At 29.7% G+C, this 20,674-nt stretch carries 17 protein-coding genes; 12 read left to right on the plus strand and 5 right to left on the minus strand.

Translation table 11 applies throughout. The annotated features are described in order from the left end of the window. Positions 1-2 precede the first annotated feature (2 nt). Positions 3-1,166, plus strand: coding sequence for a sigma-54-dependent transcriptional regulator (locus tag MC378_RS00450; RefSeq protein ID WP_242176742.1), 1,164 nt, complete (start codon positions 3-5; stop codon positions 1,164-1,166). On the opposite strand, the gene MC378_RS00455 is transcribed toward MC378_RS00450, so the two are convergent. Together MC378_RS00455 and katG are read right to left on the minus strand one after the other, a co-directional pair. Further along, positions 1,144-1,644 carry an ankyrin repeat domain-containing protein gene (locus MC378_RS00455; RefSeq protein WP_242176744.1) on the minus strand — a complete coding sequence of 167 codons (501 nt, stop codon included), beginning with the start codon at positions 1,642-1,644 and terminating at the stop codon, positions 1,144-1,146. The two genes, MC378_RS00450 and MC378_RS00455, sit on opposite strands and share 23 nt — an antisense overlap. 62 nt (positions 1,645-1,706) lie before the next feature. Next, the gene (gene katG / locus MC378_RS00460; protein ID WP_242176745.1) at positions 1,707-3,881 is read right to left on the minus strand and encodes a catalase/peroxidase HPI; all 2,175 of its coding nucleotides are present in this window, start codon (positions 3,879-3,881) and stop codon (positions 1,707-1,709) included. A 295-nt stretch (positions 3,882-4,176) separates the two neighbouring features. On the opposite strand from katG, the gene MC378_RS00465 reads away from it, so the two are divergent. From MC378_RS00465 to MC378_RS00500, 8 genes are all read left to right on the plus strand, one after another. Further along, positions 4,177-4,818: a peroxiredoxin gene (locus MC378_RS00465; RefSeq protein ID WP_242176746.1), complete on the plus strand. Its 642-nt coding sequence runs from the start codon at positions 4,177-4,179 to the stop codon at positions 4,816-4,818. 82 nt (positions 4,819-4,900) lie between these two features. Further along, positions 4,901-5,209 (plus strand): thioredoxin family protein, encoded by a 309-nt coding sequence (locus MC378_RS00470; RefSeq protein ID WP_242176747.1) that lies wholly within the window; start codon positions 4,901-4,903, stop codon positions 5,207-5,209. A gap of 2 nt (positions 5,210-5,211) precedes the next feature. Further along, positions 5,212-5,469, plus strand: coding sequence for a DUF6952 family protein (locus MC378_RS00475; protein WP_242176748.1), 258 nt, complete (start codon positions 5,212-5,214; stop codon positions 5,467-5,469). A gap of 179 nt (positions 5,470-5,648) precedes the next feature. Beyond that, positions 5,649-6,161, plus strand: a complete 513-nt coding sequence (locus MC378_RS00480) for an RNA polymerase sigma factor (RefSeq protein ID WP_242176749.1) — start codon at positions 5,649-5,651, stop codon at positions 6,159-6,161. Between the two features lie 158 nt (positions 6,162-6,319). Then, positions 6,320-7,477 carry a FecR family protein gene (locus MC378_RS00485; RefSeq protein ID WP_242176750.1) on the plus strand — a complete coding sequence of 386 codons (1,158 nt, stop codon included), beginning with the start codon at positions 6,320-6,322 and terminating at the stop codon, positions 7,475-7,477. 107 nt (positions 7,478-7,584) lie between these two features. After that, positions 7,585-11,055 (plus strand): SusC/RagA family TonB-linked outer membrane protein, encoded by a 3,471-nt coding sequence (locus MC378_RS00490; RefSeq protein ID WP_242176751.1) that lies wholly within the window; start codon positions 7,585-7,587, stop codon positions 11,053-11,055. Between the two features lie 15 nt (positions 11,056-11,070). After that, on the plus strand, positions 11,071-12,420 hold the full coding sequence (locus MC378_RS00495; protein ID WP_242176752.1) for a RagB/SusD family nutrient uptake outer membrane protein: 1,350 nt from the start codon (positions 11,071-11,073) through the stop codon (positions 12,418-12,420). Positions 12,421-12,517: 97 nt separating this feature from the next. Continuing rightward, positions 12,518-15,007 (plus strand): zinc-dependent metalloprotease, encoded by a 2,490-nt coding sequence (locus MC378_RS00500; RefSeq protein WP_242176753.1) that lies wholly within the window; start codon positions 12,518-12,520, stop codon positions 15,005-15,007. A gap of 54 nt (positions 15,008-15,061) precedes the next feature. On the opposite strand, the gene MC378_RS00505 is transcribed toward MC378_RS00500, so the two are convergent. The 3 genes from MC378_RS00505 to MC378_RS00515 are packed head-to-tail and all read right to left on the minus strand — an operon-like array spanning position 15,062 to position 17,619. After that, positions 15,062-15,478, minus strand: coding sequence for a response regulator (locus MC378_RS00505; protein ID WP_242176754.1), 417 nt, complete (start codon positions 15,476-15,478; stop codon positions 15,062-15,064). A 6-nt stretch (positions 15,479-15,484) separates the two neighbouring features. Continuing rightward, on the minus strand, positions 15,485-17,431 hold the full coding sequence (locus MC378_RS00510) for an ATP-binding protein (RefSeq protein ID WP_242176755.1): 1,947 nt from the start codon (positions 17,429-17,431) through the stop codon (positions 15,485-15,487). A 35-nt stretch (positions 17,432-17,466) separates the two neighbouring features. Further along, positions 17,467-17,619: a hypothetical protein gene (locus MC378_RS00515; RefSeq protein WP_242176756.1), complete on the minus strand. Its 153-nt coding sequence runs from the start codon at positions 17,617-17,619 to the stop codon at positions 17,467-17,469. A gap of 703 nt (positions 17,620-18,322) precedes the next feature. On the opposite strand from MC378_RS00515, the gene MC378_RS00520 reads away from it, so the two are divergent. From MC378_RS00520 to MC378_RS00530, 3 genes are all read left to right on the plus strand, one after another. Continuing rightward, positions 18,323-19,177 carry a PPK2 family polyphosphate kinase gene (locus MC378_RS00520; RefSeq protein WP_242176757.1) on the plus strand — a complete coding sequence of 285 codons (855 nt, stop codon included), beginning with the start codon at positions 18,323-18,325 and terminating at the stop codon, positions 19,175-19,177. A 65-nt stretch (positions 19,178-19,242) separates the two neighbouring features. Next, on the plus strand, positions 19,243-20,070 hold the full coding sequence (locus MC378_RS00525) for a 3'-5' exonuclease (protein ID WP_242176758.1): 828 nt from the start codon (positions 19,243-19,245) through the stop codon (positions 20,068-20,070). A gap of 33 nt (positions 20,071-20,103) precedes the next feature. Further along, positions 20,104-20,589, plus strand: a complete 486-nt coding sequence (locus MC378_RS00530) for an ABC transporter ATPase (RefSeq protein WP_242176759.1) — start codon at positions 20,104-20,106, stop codon at positions 20,587-20,589. The last annotated feature ends 85 nt before the right edge of the window (positions 20,590-20,674 follow it).

The raw sequence follows: 20,674 nt of genomic DNA on the forward strand, positions 1-20,674 counted from the left end.
GGATGCCAAAAATATTAATTATTGAAGACGAAGCTGCTATTAGAAGAGTTTTAACAAAAATTATTTCTGAAGAAAACAATAGCTATAATGTAGAAGAAGCAGAAGATGGCTTGTTAGGAATAGAAATGATAAAAAACAACGATTACGACTTGGTGTTATGTGATATTAAAATGCCTAAAATGGATGGTGTTGAGGTATTGGAAAAGGCAAAAAAAATTAAACCAGAAATACCAATTGTGATGATTTCTGGTCATGGAGATTTAGATACAGCTGTAAATACAATGCGTTTAGGTGCTTTCGATTATATTTCTAAACCACCAGATTTAAACCGTCTTTTAAATACCGTTAGAAATGCTTTAGATAAAAAAACGTTAATCGTAGAAAACAAGCGCTTAAAGAAAAAGGTTAGTAAGAATTACCAAATGGTTGGAGAAAGTACAGCAATTTCTCATATTAAAGATATTATAGAAAAAGTAGCAGCTACAGATGCCCGAGTTTTAATTACTGGAGCTAATGGAACGGGAAAAGAATTGGTTGCACATTGGTTACATGAAAAATCTGAAAGAGTAAAAGCTCCAATGATTGAAGTGAACTGTGCAGCAATTCCTTCAGAATTAATAGAAAGTGAGCTTTTTGGGCATGTAAAAGGTTCTTTTACGGGTGCTAATAAAGACAGGGCAGGTAAGTTTGAAGCAGCAAATGGAGGGACTATTTTCTTGGATGAAATAGGAGATATGAGTTTGTCTGCGCAAGCTAAAGTTTTAAGAGCTTTACAAGAAAGTAGAATTTCTAGAGTGGGTTCCGATAAAGATATTAAAGTAAATGTTAGAGTTGTAGCGGCAACAAATAAAGATTTAAAACAAGAAATATCAGAAGGACGTTTTAGAGAGGATTTATATCACAGATTAGCAGTCATTTTAATTCAAGTTCCATCTTTAAATGATAGAAGAGAAGATATTCCTTTATTGGTAGATTTTTTTACGAGTAAAATATCAGTAGAACAAGGAACTCCTAAAAAAGTATTTTCACCTGAAGCAATTAAATTGTTGCAAGAATATAATTGGACAGGAAACATTCGTGAATTACGAAATGTTGTAGAACGTTTAATTATTTTGGGAGAAAAAGAAGTCTCTGCAAATGATATTAAATTGTTTGCAAGTAAATAGCTTCTTTGACTTCTAATAAATTTATAATTTCTTTCAAACTTTTTTCTTTAGCATAATCTAATGCAGATTTGTTTTCTCTATCTTTTAGTGATACATCGGCATTTTGGTTTAATAAAAACCCTACCATTTTAGGTTGATTGTATATTGTTGCAAAGATTAAAGGAGTATAACCAAGATTATTTTGTGCATTGATATTTGCGTTATTCTTTAAAAGAAGTTTTGCAATATCAACATTGTCTTTAAAAGCGACACCTAATAAAGCGGTGTTTCCTTTAGCATCTCTATGATTTACATTTGCATTGTGATTAATTAAGGTTTCTGCAATTTCTATTTTATCAAAATAAGTAGCAAAAACTAAGGGAGTGAAACCTCTTTTATCTTGTGCGTTTGCCAATTTTGGAAACCTTTTTAAAAGTGTTTCTATTACATTGATATTTACAGATTGAATTGCTTCAAAAAAAGTATTTAAAATATTCATAAGTAGGGTATTGTAAAAGGATAAGCTTTCATAATAAAAGTTTACCCTTTTTTTAAAATTATTTATTTGATATCAAATCGATCAGCATTCATCACTTTTGTCCAAGCTTTTACAAATGCGTGTACAAATTTTTCTTTGTTGTCATCTTGTGCATATACTTCTGCATAAGAACGTAAAATTGAATTAGAACCAAATACCAAGTCTACACTTGTTGCAGACCATTTAAAAGCATCTGTTTTACGATCACGAATTTCATACAAACCTTCACCAACTGAATTCCAAGTATTTCCCATATCTGTTAAGTTTACAAAGAAATCATTGGTTAAAGCACCTTCATTATCTGTAAAAACTCCATGTTTTGTTCCTCCGTAGTTAGTACCTAAAACTCTCATTCCTCCAACTAAAATGGTCATTTCTGGAGCCGTTAAACCTAACAGTTGAGTTTTGTCTAACATCATTTCTTCTGGACTAACAATATATTCTTGTTTTAACCAGTTTCTATATCCGTCTGAAACTGGCTCTAAAGGATCAAAAGAAGCTGCATCTGTCATTTCATCGGTTGCATCACCACGTCCAGTAGTAAAAGGAACCCTTGTATTAAAACCAGCATTTTTAATTGCTTTTTCTAATCCAACATTACCCGCTAAAACAATGGTGTCTGCAATACTAATTCCAAATTCAGTTGCAATAGGAGTTAAAACAGCTAACACTTTGTTTAATCTCTCGGGCTCATTACCAACCCAATCTTTTTGTGGAGCTAAACGAATACGAGCACCATTTGCTCCTCCACGCATATCAGAACCTCTATAAGTTCTTGCACTATCCCAAGCGGTAGATACTAATTCTGCAATCGTTAAATGGGTATTCGAAATTTTTTCTTTTACAAGGTTTACGTCATAATCTGTCTTTCCTGCAGGAATTGGATCTTGCCAAACTAAATCTTCAGTAGGTACATCTGGACCGAAATATCTAGCCTTTGGTCCCATATCACGGTGTGTTAATTTAAACCAAGCACGTGCAAAAGTTTCAGAAAAATATTGGTGGTCTTTACTGAATTTTTCACATATTTTACGATAAATAGGATCTACTTTCATGGCCATATCGGCATCCGTCATCATAGGATTCAAACGAATAGAAGGATCTTCTACATCTACAGGTTTGTCTTCTTCTTTGATATTGATTGGAGCCCATTGTGTTGCTCCTGCCGGACTTTTTGTCAATTCCCATTCATAACCAAATAAAAGGTCGAAATAGCCATTATCCCATTTGGTAGGTTCTGTTGTCCATGCGCCTTCTATACCACTTGTTACCGTATCTCTACCAACACCCGTTCCGGTTGGATTAGACCAGCCAAAACCTTGGTTTTCAATAGGAGCAGCTTCTGGTTCTGGGCCTAAAATACTTGCATCACCATTTCCGTGTGCTTTTCCAACTGTATGACCACCTGCAGTTAATGCTGCCGTTTCTTCATCATCCATTGCCATACGAGCAAACGTTTCTCTAATATGTAAAGCCGTTTTTGCGGGGTCAGACTTCCCATTAACTCCTTCTGGATTTACATAAATTAATCCCATTTGTACAGCTGCTAATGGGTTTTCCATTGTGCTAGCGTCTTCTACATCATTATAACGTTCATCACTTGGAGCCAACCATTCTTTTTCATTACCCCAATAGGTATCTTTTTCTGGTTGCCAAATATCCGTTCTACCAAAGGCAAAACCATAGGTTTTTAAACCCATAGACTCATAAGCAATGGTACCCGCTAAAATGATTAAATCTGCCCAACTTAATTTATCTCCATATTTTTTCTTAATAGGCCAAAGTAAACGTCTTGCCTTGTCTAAACTAGCATTGTCTGGCCAAGAATTTAAAGGAGCAAAACGTTGATTTCCGGTTCCTGCACCACCACGTCCATCACTTGTTCTGTAAGAACCTGCAGAGTGCCATGCCATACGAATCATTAATCCTCCATAGTGCCCCCAATCTGCTGGCCACCAATCTTGACTATCCGTCATTAATTTTGTAACATCTTCTTTTAAAGCCTCAATATTTAAGCTTTTAAGCGCTTCATGATAGTTAAAATCTTCTCCCAGTGGGTTTACTTTTGTATCGTGTTGGTGTAAGATATCTAAATTTAAAGAATTTGGCCACCATTCGTTATTTGTTTCATTAGTTGTGTTTCCTCCATGAAAAGGACATTTTGAGACGTCTCCTGAAGTGTGTTTGAAGTTTTCCATGATTTATTTGCTTTAATTTTTTTCAAAACTACAATATGTTTTTAAATAATTTTTATCTATAATTTTTATTTTTATATAGTTTTAATCTATTGTATTGAGTTGTTTGTACAATTTACGAATATTATAAAGATTTTATTTTAAGATAGTTTAAGGTTATTTATAATTGTGTTAACTATAAGTAAAATTGATTTTAATATAAAAACTTATCATGAGTTTTATTTAAAAAAAGAGGCATGTATTCTTATCTTTGTAAGAAGAAAAAAATAAATATTAATTATATAAAAATTTATAAAAAATGGCAACAGCAGTTGGTAAAAAATTTCCAGATTTAAATGTAGACGCAATGAATGAAATGGGTGATACATTTAAAGTAAATGTATTAGAAGAGGCAGTTAACAATAAAAAGAAAGTTTTGTTATTCTGGTATCCGAAAGATTTTACATTTGTTTGTCCTACAGAATTGCATGCTTTTCAAGCAGCTTTAGGAGAATTTGAAAAAAGAAATACCATTGTTATGGGTGCTTCTTGTGATACTCCCGAAGTTCATTTTGCATGGTTAAGTACTTCTAAAGATAATGGAGGGATAGAAGGTGTAACATATCCAATTTTAGCAGATTCAAACAGAAATTTATCATCAATTTTAGGGATTTTAGATATCACTAATGAAACTTTTGATGAAGCTACACAAACGGTACAAGTTGAAGGTGATAATGTAACTTATAGAGCTACTTATTTAATTGATGAAGAAGGAACTGTTTTTCATGAAGGAATTAACCACATGCCGGTGGGTAGAAATGTAAATGAATTTTTACGTTTAATTGATGCTTATGCACATGTACAATCTCATGGAGAAGTTTGTCCAGCAAACTGGGAAGAAGGGAAAGATGCAATGTCTCCAGATGCAAAAGGAACAGCAGCTTATTTAGCTTCTCATTAATATAATTTAAGGATAAAGGGTTCGTGTAAAAATTGGGGGATTGATACACGAGCTCCCTTATTTATAAAAAAAAAATAATATTATGGTACAAGAATTAAGTCAAGATAATTTAGCAGAAATAATTTCTGATAATAAAAAAGTAGTAGTACAGTATGCTGCAACTTGGTGTGGTAATTGTAGAATTATGAAACCAAAATTTAAAAAATTATCTTCAGAAAATGAAGAAATGGTTTTTGTAATTGCTGATGCAGAGAAATTTCCAGAAAGTAGAAAATTAGCAGATGTAAGTAATTTGCCAACTTTTGCCACTTTTGTAGATGGGAAATTTATAAATCAAACACAAACAAACAAGTTTGAAGTTTTACAAGAACTAGTTAAAGAAGTTGTTTAGTTATGAAATTACCTGTAATAAAACACCTCACTAATTTTATCGAAGAAAACGATCAAGATTACGTGTTAGAAACAATAGAGACATTAGAAGCCTTAACAGAAGTTCCATCTTTAAAAGATGAAGAGTTAGATGTAATTGGCGAGTTAATTTCTAATATGTATGGGGCAATAGAAGTAGATAAAATGATAAAAGAAGGAGCTCCAAAAAAAGAAGCCTTAAACGCTTTTATGAAACGTGTTTTAGGATCTATTGATAAATAACTCTTTTAAAGTATTTTACAAATAAAAAAATCTTGAGCAATTTGTTCAAGATTTTTTTTGTTTATAAAAAATGTTATTCGTCTTAAATAGCTTAATTTCAGCTTAAAATTTAAATAAGCATTCAAAACTTAGATTATAATTAATAAATTTTTATAATTTAGTGGTAGATTAATTAAAATATGTCTCTGCAAATAGAAATTATGAACGGTAATAAATATGCTTTAGAAAAAGCATATCGATTGCATTTTAAAAAAGTATTTTCTGTAGCTAGAAAGTATGCAGGAAATGATGCTGAAGTAGAAGACATCGTACAAGAAGTATTTCTCAAACTTTGGAGAAATAGAGCTAATATTTCTACAGAACTATCTATAGAACATCAATTATTTGTAATTACAAAGGGGTTGGTTTTGAATTCTTTAAGAGAAAAAGTTAATCGACAAAAATTATTGCTAAAATTTAAAGTAGAAAGAGAAAATGATGCTATACAAGTAGAGGATTTTTCAAAAAAAAGATTGACAAAAATTAATAATACAGTAAGTAAACTTCCTAAAAAGCAGCAAATTATTTTTAAAATGTATCGTTACGAAGGATTAACTTATGATGAAATTGCAACTTCACTAGGTATTTCTAAAAATACCGTTTCATCTCATTTGAATTCAGCTATGAGTTTTCTAAAAAAAGAATGTTTATAATATTCTTTTGTTTACGTAGTTAAATTTATAAAAAATATTCATTTACTATTTTATTGCTATCAAATATGTTAAATTTTTTAAATTTTAACAATTAAAACTAGTACTTCTTGTTTTGGCAAGTGTATAAGTATATAAGAAAGATAATTTAAAAATAACTTATGGAAATAAATCGATTAATAGAGAAGTTTTTGAAGGGCAATTGTTCTCAAGAAGAAATTTCCATTTTAAATGATTTTTTAAATAAAAAACAAATAAAAGAACTAGATGTAGAATTTTTAAAAGCTTGGGAGTCTGAAAATCAAGATGACTCTATGATGTTAAAAGAAGAATTCATTTGGTGTAAATTGAATGACAAACTTAATGAAGAGAAAAGAATACATACTTTAAAACCTTTAAAAAAGAATTCTTTATATACACTACTAAAATATGCAGCAATATTTATAGGTATTATAACCACCAGTTTTTATGTGTATAACTACACAATGCAACAAGAAAAAGAAGAAAAGTTTGTTAAAATTAGATTATCAGATGGTTCTATTAAAAAAATTAAGACTAAAAGCAAGCAAGATACTTTAAGAAATAAAACAACTAAAATAGCAACTCTAAAAGAAAATCAATTAATTTATTTTGTAAAGGATAAAAATAAAAAAACTACAAAGCTAGTTTATAATGAGTTAATTGTTCCTTATGGTAAAAAGTTTCAAGTTATTCTTTCTGATGGTTCTCATGTGTTTTTAAATTCAGGTTCATCTTTAAAATACCCAGTAGAATTTATCAAAGGACAAAAAAGAGAGGTTTTCTTAAGCGGAGAAGGATACTTTAAGGTAGCAAAAAATACAGAAGATTCTTTTATTGTAAACACAAAAGAGTTGAGTACAAAAGTATACGGAACAGAGTTTAATATTTCTTCTTATGAAAATGAAGAAAAGGTAAATGTTGTTTTGGTTGAAGGGAGTGTTGGTGTTTATAATAAACAAAACAACAACAAAGAGAGTAGGTTAAAACCAAATCAAATGGCTTCATATTCTAAACAAGTTCATAAAATTAAGGTTGACTTTGTAGAAATTGACAGTCATATTGCTTGGATAGATAATGTTCTTTTATTTAGAAATGAAAAATTTAGTGTAATTCTAAAAAAATTAGAAAGACATTATGGGGTAGAGTTTGTATACAATAAGGAAAGTTTTAGTGATGAGCGTTTTACTGGAAGATTTGAGGTAGAATCTATCGAAGATGTTTTAAATACAATAAATAAAGTATTAGACTTTAATTATATAAAAAATAACAAACAAATTATTATTAATCCTAAAAACTAAAAATAGATGATTTGACAGAAAACAAAAAAAATCGAGAAATGCTGCAACATTTCTCGAAAATGAATAACTAAAAAATTAGAAACCAACTTTTTAATCATAACAAAAATATGAAAAAAATTAGCACGAATTGTGTCTTAGACACAATCTCTTTTAAATTTGATTTAAAAATGAAACTTACGGGAATACTACTCTTTTTTGCCTTGTTTCAAATGAATGCAAATGACACTTACTCTCAAGGTAAAAAAATATCTTTAGATTTAAAGTCTACAACAATAGAAGAAGTTTTAAACGAAATTGAGCGAAAAACAGATATTAATTTTTTTTACAAAAATTCTGCAATTAACCTAAATAAAAAAATAGATGTTAAGGCAGACAAAATAAGTGTAAGAAAAATATTAGAAGCTATTTTTAATACCTCAAATATTAAGTTTGAAGTATTTAATAAGCAAATAATACTTAGAGAAGACTTTAAACAAAAGTCTTTAGTTAATATTCTAAACAAGTTTGTTAAACAAAAGAAAATAATTAGTGGTACTATTACAGATGAAGGAGGCACGCCTTTATATGGAGCAACTGTTCTTATAAAAGGAACTAGAATTGCTACGAGTACAGATTTTGATGGAAAATATAACATTGAGTTAACTGATGCAGCAACAACTTTAGTAATCACTTACATTGGTTTTAAGAAACAAGAAATAGTTATTAATAATAGAACAAAAATAGATGTTCAATTAAAAGTAGAAGAAACTGATTTAGATGAAATTGTTGTTATTGGCTACGGAAAAGTTAAAAAAGAAGAATTAACTGGATCTGTAGGAAGTGTAGACATGAAAAAAATATCTTCTCAGTCACCAACAATTAATTTAGATAATGCTTTACAGGGTCAAGTGGCTGGTGTAAATGTAACAAGTTCAAATGGACAACCTGGAGCAGCTGCTAGAATTAGAATTAGAGGAACAACTTCTTTATTAGGATCAAATCAACCATTATATGTAATTGACGGAATTCCTGTTGTAGCAACAAGCAATATTCCTGTAGGTGGTACTGAAGGGTTAAATTTAGGGAGATCACTAGATCAGCAAGGTATAAGCACACCTATTGGAAATATAAATACTGCAGACATAGAGTCGATAAGTATTTTAAAAGATGCTTCTGCTGCAGCTATTTATGGGTCTAGAGCAGCAAATGGAGTTATTATAATTACAACAAAAGGAGGGGCTTATAATAAAAAACCTGAGTTTAACTTTAGTATGACTAATAGTTTTCAAAATGCACAAACATTAAATGTGTTAAATGCGGCTCAATTTAAAGATGTATGGACAACAGCTGTTTTAGAAGGAACTACAAATAATGCATATACAGCAAGTGTATTGGATGGCTCTTATTTTGGTAATGCAGATACAAACTGGGAAGATGAAGTTGGACCAAGTAGTCCAATATCTACAAACTTTAATCTTAACGTTTCAGGTGGTACAGCAAAAACAAAATACAATACTTCGCTTGGGGTTAATAAACAAGATGGAGTTTATAAAGGCTCGGGCTTTGATCGTTATTCTTTTAATTTAAATTTAGATACAGATATTAGTGATGTTTGGAAATTTGGATCTAGAGTTTCGATTTCTTATGCAGATCAACAATCTGTAGACGGTGGATTAACGCAAAGAACTTATAATTTTAGACCAGATTTACCTGTTTTAGATGAAAATGATAATTATACGTTTTCGCCACAATATAATTCAGAAAATCCTATGGCGCTTTCTAAAGCAAAAAACAGTAACTCAACCTTATTTGTTTTAGGTTCATTTTTTTCTGAATTAGAAATAATTAAAGATTTAAAATTTAAAACGTCTCTTTCTGTAAATTATAATGCAGGTCATCAATACAGTTTTTATCCTAAATTTACTTTCACAGGTGGCTGGAGAAGAACGGGTGGCGATGGAGATGGTTATGCGCAAGATAGTAGAAGTCAGATTTATAGTACTCTTTTTCAAAATGAATTAACATACACAAAGAATTTTAATGATGTACACCATTTTACAGGTTTAGCTGTTGTTTCTTTTGAAAAACAGAATAGTAATTTCACAAAGGCTTTTGGGACTGGCTTCTCTAATGACGTATTAGCTAATGTAAGTAGTGCTACTGTATCTACTGGTGGTTTGTCTTATAGTACAAATTATGGATTAGAATCTTATATAGGAAGATTAGATTATGATTTTGCAAGCAAATATTATGTAACACTTACTGGAAGGGTAGATGGTTCTTCTAAATTTGCTATAGATAATAGATATGCTTTTTTCCCTTCTGCGGCTTTGGCGTGGAGAGTTTCTAAAGAACCTTTTTTAGAAGATGTAGATTTTATAGATGAACTTAAATTACGTGCAAGTATAGGAAAGACTGGTCAACAAGATTTTGGACCTTATGCTTGGAGAACATTGTTTGAAACTTCTTTTTATGGAGGAGAATCGTCTGTTATTTTAACGCAACTAGGAAACGATAAATTAAAATGGGAAACAAGTAATCAATTTGATTTAGGATTGGATTTTTCTCTTTTTAAAGGAAAATTTACTGGAGAACTAGGGTATTATACTAAAAAAACGATTGATGCTTTGTTTACAACTTATTCTCCTGGAAGTTCTGGAGAGAATAGAACAATTGCAAATATTGGAGATACCAGAAATTCTGGTTTAGAATTAAAGTTAAATGGTAGTATAATTGAAAATGATAACTTTGGTTGGGACATGAGTGTAATTGTTTCTACTAATAAAAATAGATTGGTAAGGATTGCCGATGATTTTAAAAATGAAGAAGGATTTTTAACTGGTTTTCCAGGAGGTGGAATTTTAAGAGAAGGAAGTCCAATAGGATTAATTTATGGATATAGATCAGAGGGTATTTTTCAAAACCAAGCAGATATAGACGCCTTAAATGCGGCTTCTCCTACAGGGGTATATCAAAAATCTAGAACATCTTTGGGAGATTTGAAATTCAAAGATTTAACCGGGCCAAATGGAGTTCCAGATGGTGTTATAACTAATTTAGATCAAGAAGTGATAGGTAATGCCCAAGCAGACTTTTTTGGATCTATTTCTTCTAATTTTAAATACAAAAACTTTACGCTTTCAACTTTCTTTACATATTCTGTTGGAAATGACTTACAAGCATTTAACTTGGCAAGAGATACTAATTTTTCAAGTACCTATATAGGAGAAAATAAGGTGACTTCTGTCTTAAATGCTTGGTCGCCTACAAATACCAATACTTCAATTCCAAGAATTGTTTATGGAGACCCTAATGATAATGATAGATTGTCTAGTCACTATGTATATGATGCTTCTTATATTCGGTTAAAAAATATAAACATATCATATTCTTTTTCAGAAAGTTTATTAAAGAGGTTAAAATATATTAAAAGTTTGTCTATACAGTTTTCTGCACAAAATTTACTAACATTTACCAATTATCCAGGGGCAGATCCAGAAGCTTCAAACTTATATAATAATGATATTAGTTCAGGGAGAGATAATAACCGTTATCCATTAGCTAAAGTTTTTACAACTGGAGTAAGGATAGGATTTTAATAAAAAACATACAACATGAAAAAAATATATTATATACTAATTGCAATAATGTTTGTTACAACATCATGTGAACTAACAGATGTTTTAGATAATAATCCGCCAAATAATTTAGTGCCAGAGAATGTCGTTAAAAATCAGGCAGATCTAGAAGCTCTTTTAAATGGTGTTTATAGTACTATTATTTCTAGAACAACATCATATTATTATCACGAATTTGAAACGATGCCAAGTGCATTAGTAGGTACAATGAAACAAAGTGGTTTTGGTGCAGCAAATAATGATATTAGAGACAACAGTGTTGATTTTCAAAATACAGTTATCAGAAATTATTGGAACATTGTTTATGAAGTGGTAAACTTATCAAACAATGTTATTGATCAAGCAGAAAATTTATCTGAAGAAGAAATATCTGAATCTAAAAGAGTAGAAATCATTGGAGAAGCTAAATTTTTAAGAGCAATGGCAACTTTTGATATTCTTCGTTATTTTGGTCAATATTGGGATGAAAGTAGTAATTATGGAATTGTAATTAGAACAGAGCCCTCTAACTTTGTTACAAGATCTAAAGCAAGAAGTACTGTGGCAGAATCATACAATCAAATATATTTAGATTTAGAAGATGCTATAACAGATGCACCTGATTTTTCTGTTTCTTATAGAGCTTCAAAAACCGCAGCCAAAGCTTTAAAAGCAAGAGTTTTACTTTATAATGGTAAATTTTCTGAAGCGGCTATCTTAGCAGGTCAAGTAATAGATGAAGGTACAAGAACTTTAGAAACAACATTTGAATCTACTTTTACAGATGGTTTGAATTCAACTGAAATGATTTTAATGACCTATAGAGATGCTAATTCTGATGTAGATCAGAATAACAGAAAACGTTACTATTCTGGTAGAGCTGCTTCAAGCGGTTGGTTTAAAACGTTAATATCAGGAGACCCAAGAGAAAGTTTTACATATAGTGGCTCTGTAATTAAAAAAGTAAATCAAGCAAGTACATATAGACCTACTTATTATTTGCGTTTAGCAGAAATGTATTTGATAAAAGCAGAAGGTTTGGCTAATAGTGGAGAAACTTTATTAAATAGTAAAAAACCTTTAGATATCATTAGAAATAGAGCAGGAACAGGAAATTCTCCTGCAACAACTATGGCAGAACTAAAGGAAGATATTTTTGAAGAGTATGCAAAAGAATTAGCCTATGAAAACGGTTCGGTTTGGGCTGCTGCTATTCGGTTTGGTAAAATTATGACATTAAAGCCTTCTGTAACTTCTAGTAATCAATATATTTTACCAATTCCTGAAGAAGAAATTATAGGGAATGGAGAGATTAATTTAGAAAATCAAAATCCAGGGTACGAATAATTTTTCATTTTTATTTGAATTTAAATAGGGCTTGAATGAGTAGTTTGAGTCCTATTTTTCTAAATAACTATTTGAAAACATAAACAAATAATTTATTATGATAGTAAAAGTTTTAACTAGATTAATTCTAGTAGCTTTTGTTTTTGGTTTTTCTACCAAAACAAATGCGCAATTTTGGAAAAAAAAGAAAAAAGAAAAGGCAAAAGTAGTTTCGGTAGTAAAACCTAAAAAAGGAGCTATACAGCCATATAATAAGGTGGTTACAAAAGAATATAAAACAGATGAAGGTTTGTTTAAAATTCATAAAAAAGAAGAAGAGTATTTATTTGAAATTCCAGATTCTTTGTTGAATAGAGAGATGCTTATGGTAACAAGAATTGCCAAAACTGCAAGTGGAATAGGTTTTGGAGGAGGTAAAACAAATACACAGGTATTGAGATGGCAGAAGCAAGGTAAAAAAATACTATTACGTGTTGTCTCTCATAATGTTGTTGCTGACACAATTTTACCGGTACATGAAGCCGTTGTAAATTCAAATTTTGAGCCAATATTGTATGCATTTCCAATAAAGGGATTTAGTAAAGATTCTACAGCAACTGTTATAGATGTTACACCTTTTTTTACAGAAGATATAAAAGCAATTGGTTTTCCTGCTACACAAAGAAAAAGGTTTCAGGTTACTAGATTAGATAAAGCTAGATCTTATATTCAGAGGTTGAGTAGTTATCCTCAAAATATTGAAATCAGACATGTAAAAACCTATGCTGCAAATAAAGCTCCAGCTACAGCTTCTACAGTAGGTGCTATTTCTTTAGAAATGAGTAATTCTATGGTTTTATTACCAAAAGAACCTATGAGAAGAAGGTATTTTGATCAAAGAGTAGGTTGGTTTGCTCGTGGGCAAATAGATTATGGATTAAAAGAGCAAAAAAGTAAAAGAGTAACTTATTTAGATAGATGGAGATTAGAAGTAAAAGAAGGGGATCTAGAGAAATTTAAAAGAGGTGAATTAGTTGAGCCTAAAAAACAAATTGTATACTATATTGATAGAGCTACCCCTAAAGAATGGGTGCCTTATATTAAGCAAGGTATAGAAGATTGGCAAGTTGCTTTTGAAGCAGCGGGTTTTAAAAATGCGATTATAGCAAAAGATCCTCCAACAAAAGAAGAAGATCCAGATTGGTCTCCAGAAGATGTTCGTTATTCTGTAGTTCGTTATTTAGCATCTCCAATTCCAAATGCAAATGGACCTCATGTTAGTGATCCAAGATCAGGAGAGATTTTAGAATCAGATATTAATTGGTATCATAATGTAATGACATTGTTACATAATTGGTTTTTTATTCAAACAGCAGCCATTAATCCTGATGCACGTAAAAATAAATTTAAAACAGAAACAATGGGGCGTTTGATTCGCTTTGTTTCTTCTCATGAAGTTGGGCATACCCTAGGATTACCTCATAATATGGGGAGTTCTGTTGCTTATCCAGTAGATTCTTTACGTTCTGCAAGTTTTACACAGAAATATGGAACAGCTCCTTCAATAATGGATTATGCTCGTTTTAATTATGTTGCTCAACCAGAAGATAAAGGAGTTGCTTTAATGCCTAAGATTGGGCCATATGATAAATATGCTATTTCTTGGGGGTATAGGCCAATTTTAAATACAACAGCTAAAGAAGAGAAGGAAACATTAAATAAATGGATATTAAAACATGATGGAGATCCTGTTTATCGCTTTGGTTCTCAACAACTATTAAATAATTTAGATCCAAGTTCTCAAACAGAAGATTTAGGAGATGATGCTATGAAAGCAAGTACTTATGGAATTAAGAACTTAAAACGAATTCTACCTAAATTAAAAGAATGGACAACCGAAGAAGGAGAAAATTATGATGAATTAGCATCTATGTATAAAGAGTTAACGAATCAATTTAATAGATATATTGGTCATGTTTCTGCAAATGTTGGTGGTGTTTATGAAAATTTTAAAACAGCAGATCAAGAAGGAGCGGTATATACCTATGTAACTAAAGATAAGCAAAAAAGAGCTGTTCAGTTTATTGTTGATGAAGTTTTTACAACACCAACTTGGTTGTTAGATGAAGAAATTTTAAATAAAATTCAATTTTCTGGTTCTGATGTTAAAATTAGAGATTTTCAAATAGCTGCTTTAAATAGAGTGATGAGACCAGGTAGAATTGCAAGATTACTAGAAAATGAGACTTTAAACGGTAACAATGCATATACTTTTATGAATTTAATGTCTGATTTTAGAAAAGGAATTTTTTCTGAGCTTTATTCTAAAAAATCAATAGATGCTTATAGAAGAAATCTTCAAAGAACTTATATTATTAAGTTAGCAGATTTAATGAAAGCAAAAAAACAAGGTTCTATAAATATTGGTATTCTTAAACTAACAGCTATAGATGCTAATATTTCAGATCTTAAACCAATTGTTAGAGGTGAATTAAATAGACTTAAAAGAGATCTTAATAGAGGAATAAGTACTGCGTCAAATACAATTACTAGATATCATTTACAAGATTTAGTAAAAAGAATTGAAGCTATTTTAGATCCTAAATAATCATTTTTAAAGTTAACTTAAAAAATCCTGAATGAAAATTCAGGATTTTTTTTATTAAAATTTATTTGGAAAGTGCTCTTTTAAAATGTTATTTAACATTTCTACGGTTAAAGGTTTGGGTTTAAAACCACTTACAATACCTAGTTTCTTTGCTTTTTCTTTATCTACAGGATCTATAGAGGTTGTTAGCATAACAAGTATCATTTCTGCCTGTTGGTTTTTTTCTAATTTATTATAATGATCTAAAAACTCCCAACCATTCATTCCGGGCATGTTAATATCTAAAAAGATAATATCTGGTTGTGGATATTTTCCGTTCTCTTTTAGTAATAAATAGTCTAAAGCGAGTTGTCCACTTTGTTTGCAAACAACTTTTTTGGCACAATTTGCTTTCTTTATTATAAATTCATGAATGTAATTTGTTGCTTCATCATCATCAATTAATAGAATACAATTTAGTTTTTCTTTCATATTTAATTATTCGTTTAGAATTGTGAAATAAAATTTACTGCCTTTCATAGGAGATGATTCTACCCAAATTTCACCGCCGTGTAAATTAGCGATTTTTTGACAATGTGCAAGTCCTATACCGGTTCCTTCGTATTCATCTTTTAAATGTAGTCTTTGAAAAATGGCAAAAATCTTTTTTTGAAATTCTTTTGCAATACCAATTCCATTGTCTTCTACGCAAAATTCCCAAATATTCCCTTTTTGTTTTGCGCTAATTTTTATGATTGGACTCCTATCTTTCTGCCTAAACTTAATTGCATTTGTTATCAAGTTTTGAAATAACAATCTAATTGCTGTTTCATATCCTTTTAACTCGGGTAGTTTTTTTGCTTCAATTTTAGTATTTGTTTGTGAAATTGTTGTGTTTAGGTCTTTTGTAATATTATCTATTAATGTGTTACAGTTAATAGTAGTTAATTTCTGTTCGTAACCTAGTCTAGAGTAGTCTAAAAGAGCTTTAATTAAAGAACTCATTCTACTAGTTGCTTGCTTTATAAATTTAAAACTAATTTTAGCTTGTTCATCTAATTTATCTTGATATTCGGTGCTAAGAATATCAGAAAAACTGGTAACAGTTCTTAAAGGTTCTTGTAGATCATGAGAAGCAATATAGGTGAATTGTTCTAATTCTTTATTTTTAGCTTCTAGTTGTTTTACATATTGAGATTCTAACAAAGCTTCTGCTTTTTTACGCTTACTAATGTCTTGTTTTAAAACCACAAATTCTTCAATAGTACCATGTTCATTTTTAAAGGGGATAATTGAGCAGCTAACCCAAATAGTGGTTCCATCTTTTCTTAAATTTTGCAATTCACCTTCCCAAATGGTTCCATTATTTAAAACAGCTAAAATATTTTCAAAAAAAGAAGGCTCATAATGGTCAGAATAAAATAGAGAAAAATCATTTCCTAAAAGTTCTTTTTCTGTGTATTGGGTCATTTTAGTTAAGTTGTCATTTATTGTTTTTATGACTCCTTTGTTATCTGTAATTGTTAATGCTGTAACACTATTTAAAGCAATCTTATATTGTATTAATTCTTCATTTTTTGAAATTATATTTTGATCTAAAGCTCTTCTTTTATAATCAGATTTATTCAATCCAAAAGAAATAATAGATGTATAAATAATACTAATTAAGATTAATATAACGGTATAAATTATAATCCCAAAATTGTATTCGATAATATTTTTATGAATTAAATCGGATAAAAAATAACTTAATAAAAATGGAATTAAAAGAATAAATGGAATCATTTTTCTTAACAAACTACTTCCGTTTAATTTACTGAAAAGTAATTTTATAAAGCCAATATTGGGGGTTTTTAAAGCTATTAAAGAGGATGAAAATAGAAACAATAGCGATGTGTGAATAGCCATTGTTTCAAAGAAAAAGGTTTTGTTTTCTGCTGGAATTTTTAGGACATATGTTATTGCCGATATAAAAGCAATAAACATGGTTATTAAAACAATACTTTGACTTATTTTTTTAAACTGAATTTTTCTCGTTTTTAATCCAAGGAATCCAATTCCAAGTAAAGTAAAACAAAGAGAAGTTGCGACAGACATTCTACCGGGAGAGTTTTTTGAAATCTGATCTTTAACAAATAAATTATCTATAGCCAAGTCTATTTGAAAGCCATGTTCTAAAATGGATAAAGTACCAATTAATAAAATTATTCCTGTAAGAATAAAATATATTGATTGGCTTTTTTTGCCTTTTTTATTTTCAATAATCAAACAAAAGCTAGTAAGAAAAAATAACAAAGCGGTGTTAAATTTCATGGTAGCACTGTCGGAAATTACGCTTAATATTTCTTCAATATCTAAAAACCATGAAATCATTACACTTCCACTAATTAGCAAAACGATAACAAGGATTGTTTTTTTAAATATTTTAGTAGTGTTGTTGATCATAGTAAAGAAGGGATAAACTAAGAATAATGATTGTGTTATGATTTTTGTTCATTCGCTTTTTTAATAATATTTTTTAAGCGTTCCCTAGTAAGTTGTTTCTCTAATTTCACTTTATTAATTTTTCGATTCATCAACTTTGTATGCTTTGCTTTGTTTTTGGTATTTTTTTCTTTTCCTTTTTTAGACATGCTGTTAATTTAAATTGTGTGCGAACAAACAAAAATAGCTGATCATTTCTTTTTTTATGCGTGTTTTGGAAACAGTATTTTAACAGTAGTACCTTTTCCTATAATACTTCAAATATTGATATTTCCTTTAAGAAGTTCGATATATTTTTTTATAATATTAAGTTTCAGACCTGTTCTTTATGTGTTACTTGCTCTAAAAAAAATCTCCATAAGTATCGTTCCAAGCATTTCTTCTCTAGAAGGTTTTGCATGTATACTAGCGGAAGTATTTACATAACAATAACGCCATTCTCGATCGATAACTTGTACCCCCTCAAGCATATCGTCAAATATGTGGTACTCTGAATAAGGCATAATTTTTTTCTTTTTTAGGGTGCAATTTTTAATGAAGTTTTTAGCGTTTTTTTTTGTTAAAAAGATATAGAGTGTTTTTAATGTCCTATATATCAGAATTTCACAAGATATTAAAAAAAATATTAAAAAAGATGTTTATATGTTGCTTAAATTCTATAACGAATTGATTTTCTGTGTAAAAAAATGAGATTTTTAATTAATATTTTATGCTAAAAAAAATGAATAACAAAAGACTTTTCTCTATCTTTAACGTACTTTTTTAGAGAAAAATAATAGAAGTCAAATAGAAGAATATAAGCTTAATAGCATCAGTTCATAATTCTTTTTTTTAAAGAAAATTTATTATAAGATGAATTTGGAAAAATATAGAGTAAGTAATAAAATTCAGTTAAATAATTTTAAAACGAAAGAAGTTATTGAAGATGCCAATAAAGCTCTAAAAAAACTTCGTAAAAAAATTAGTAAACTACAAGACGCTATGTATGCAGAAGGCAAATATAGTGTGTTGATCTGTTTACAAGGAATGGATACCTCTGGAAAAGATAGTCTAATTAGAGAAGTTTTTAAAGATGTAAATGCACGTGGAGTGCAAGTACACAGTTTTAAAGTGCCAACAGAATTAGAATTAAAACACGATTTTTTATGGCGACATTATATAGCCTTGCCTGCAAAAGGAAAAATAGGTGTTTTTAATAGAACTCATTATGAAAATGTATTAGTAACTAGAGTGCATCCTAATTATATTTTAGGAGAAAACATCCCTACTGTAAAAAAAATAGAAGAGGTAGATGATACCTTTTTTTACAATAGAATGGATAGAATTAATGATTTTGAAAAACATATTTCTGATAACGGAACCATTGTTTTAAAATTCTTTTTAAATTTATCTAAAGAAGAACAAAAAAACAGATTATTAAGAAGATTAAATATTCCAGAAAAGAACTGGAAATTTTCTGCAGGAGATCTAAAAGAACGTAAATTATGGGATAAATATATGTTTTGCTATGAAGATCTATTAAATAGAACTTCTAAAGAAAATGCACCTTGGTTTATTTTGCCAGCAGATGATAAACCTACGGTTAGATTAATATTAGCAGAAATTTTATTAAAAGAATTAAAAAAATATAATTTTAAAGAACCCACTTTACCTAAAAAAGTTTTAGATCAAATTGATGATTTTAAAACCCAATTAAATAACGAATAGTTCTCATTGAAGTCCAAACAGACTATGATGTCTTATGAATACAGTTGAGAAGTCAAACAAAATAGATGAATTTAAATTTAACAAAACCAATCGTATTTTTCGATTTAGAAACAACAGGAGTAAATATTGCAACAGATAAAATTGTAGAAATAGCAATTTTAAAAGTATTTCCAAACGGAAATAAAGAAAGTAAAACCTGGTTGGTAAATCCAGAAATAGAGATTCCTAAAGAGGCTGCAGATATTCATGGAATTACCAATGAAAGAGTAGTAACAGAACCAACGTTTAAAGAATTGGCTCCAAAAATTAATGAAATGATTGGAGATGCGGATTTAGCAGGGTTTAACTCAAACAGATTTGACATCCCTTTATTGGCAGAAGAACTAATGCGTGCAGGGATTGACTTTGATATGAAAAATAGAAAAGCTATTGATGTTCAAGTTATTTTTCATAAAAAAGAACAAAGAACCTTAAGTGCAGGTTATCAGTTTTATTGCGGAAAAGAATTAGAAGGCGCTCATGGAGCAGAAGCTGATACCAATGCAACTTATGAAATCTTGTTAGCGCAATTAGACAAATATGAAGATATAGAAAACTCTGTAGAGGCTTTAAGTGAGTTTTCTACACATGGTAAAAGAGCTGATTTTGCTGGTTTTATTTTGATGAATGATGAGGATCAAGAAATTTTTTCTTTCGGAAAATACAAAGGAAGAACTGTAGAAGAGGTCTTAAAAGAAAATCCAGGTTATAATAATTGGATTCAGAATGCAGATTTTCCTCTGTATACAAAAAAGGTGTTGAAAGAAATTAAAGAACGAATGTCTGCTCCCAAAGAAACAATGTCGGAAGCAGAAAAATTACAGGCTTTACAACAGAAATTTAATTTAAGATAGTTAACATATCTAATTTTTAAAAAGCTAAAAAACATGTTTACAGAATATACAAATTTACCAAACAATTCTCGTGTTTGGATTTATCAATCCGATAGAGAATTCACCGAAAAAGAAGTTGCATTTATTGCTGAAAAAGCAGAAGATTTTATCAATCAATGGACGCGACATGGAGATGATTTAAAAGGTTCTTTTACTATAAAGTACAATCAGTTTTTAGTATTGGCAGTAGATGAGAGTTTTAATAATGTTTCAGGTTGTTCTATAGATAGTTCGGTGCGTTTTATAAAAGCATTAGAAAACGAATTGCAATTAGATTTAATGAATAAAATGAATGTTACATTTAAAGATAATGACAATGTTAATCTAGTAAAATTACCTGATTTTCAGAAATTTGCTAAGGATAAAAAAATTACTTCAGATACCATTGTATTTAACAATATGGTAAACACAAAAGAAGATTTTGAAAACAATTGGGAAGTTCCGGCAAAAGAAAGTTGGCATAAACGCTTTTTGGTATAACTATTGATTTTAAGTAAAGTATTAGGTTTACAAATAAGTTGCGTTAAGGATTGAAATGACATCCTTTTTATGCTGTATACAGCAT

It is taken from the genome of Polaribacter marinus (assembly GCF_022662535.1).
Lineage (GTDB): Bacteria > Bacteroidota > Bacteroidia > Flavobacteriales > Flavobacteriaceae > Polaribacter > Polaribacter marinus.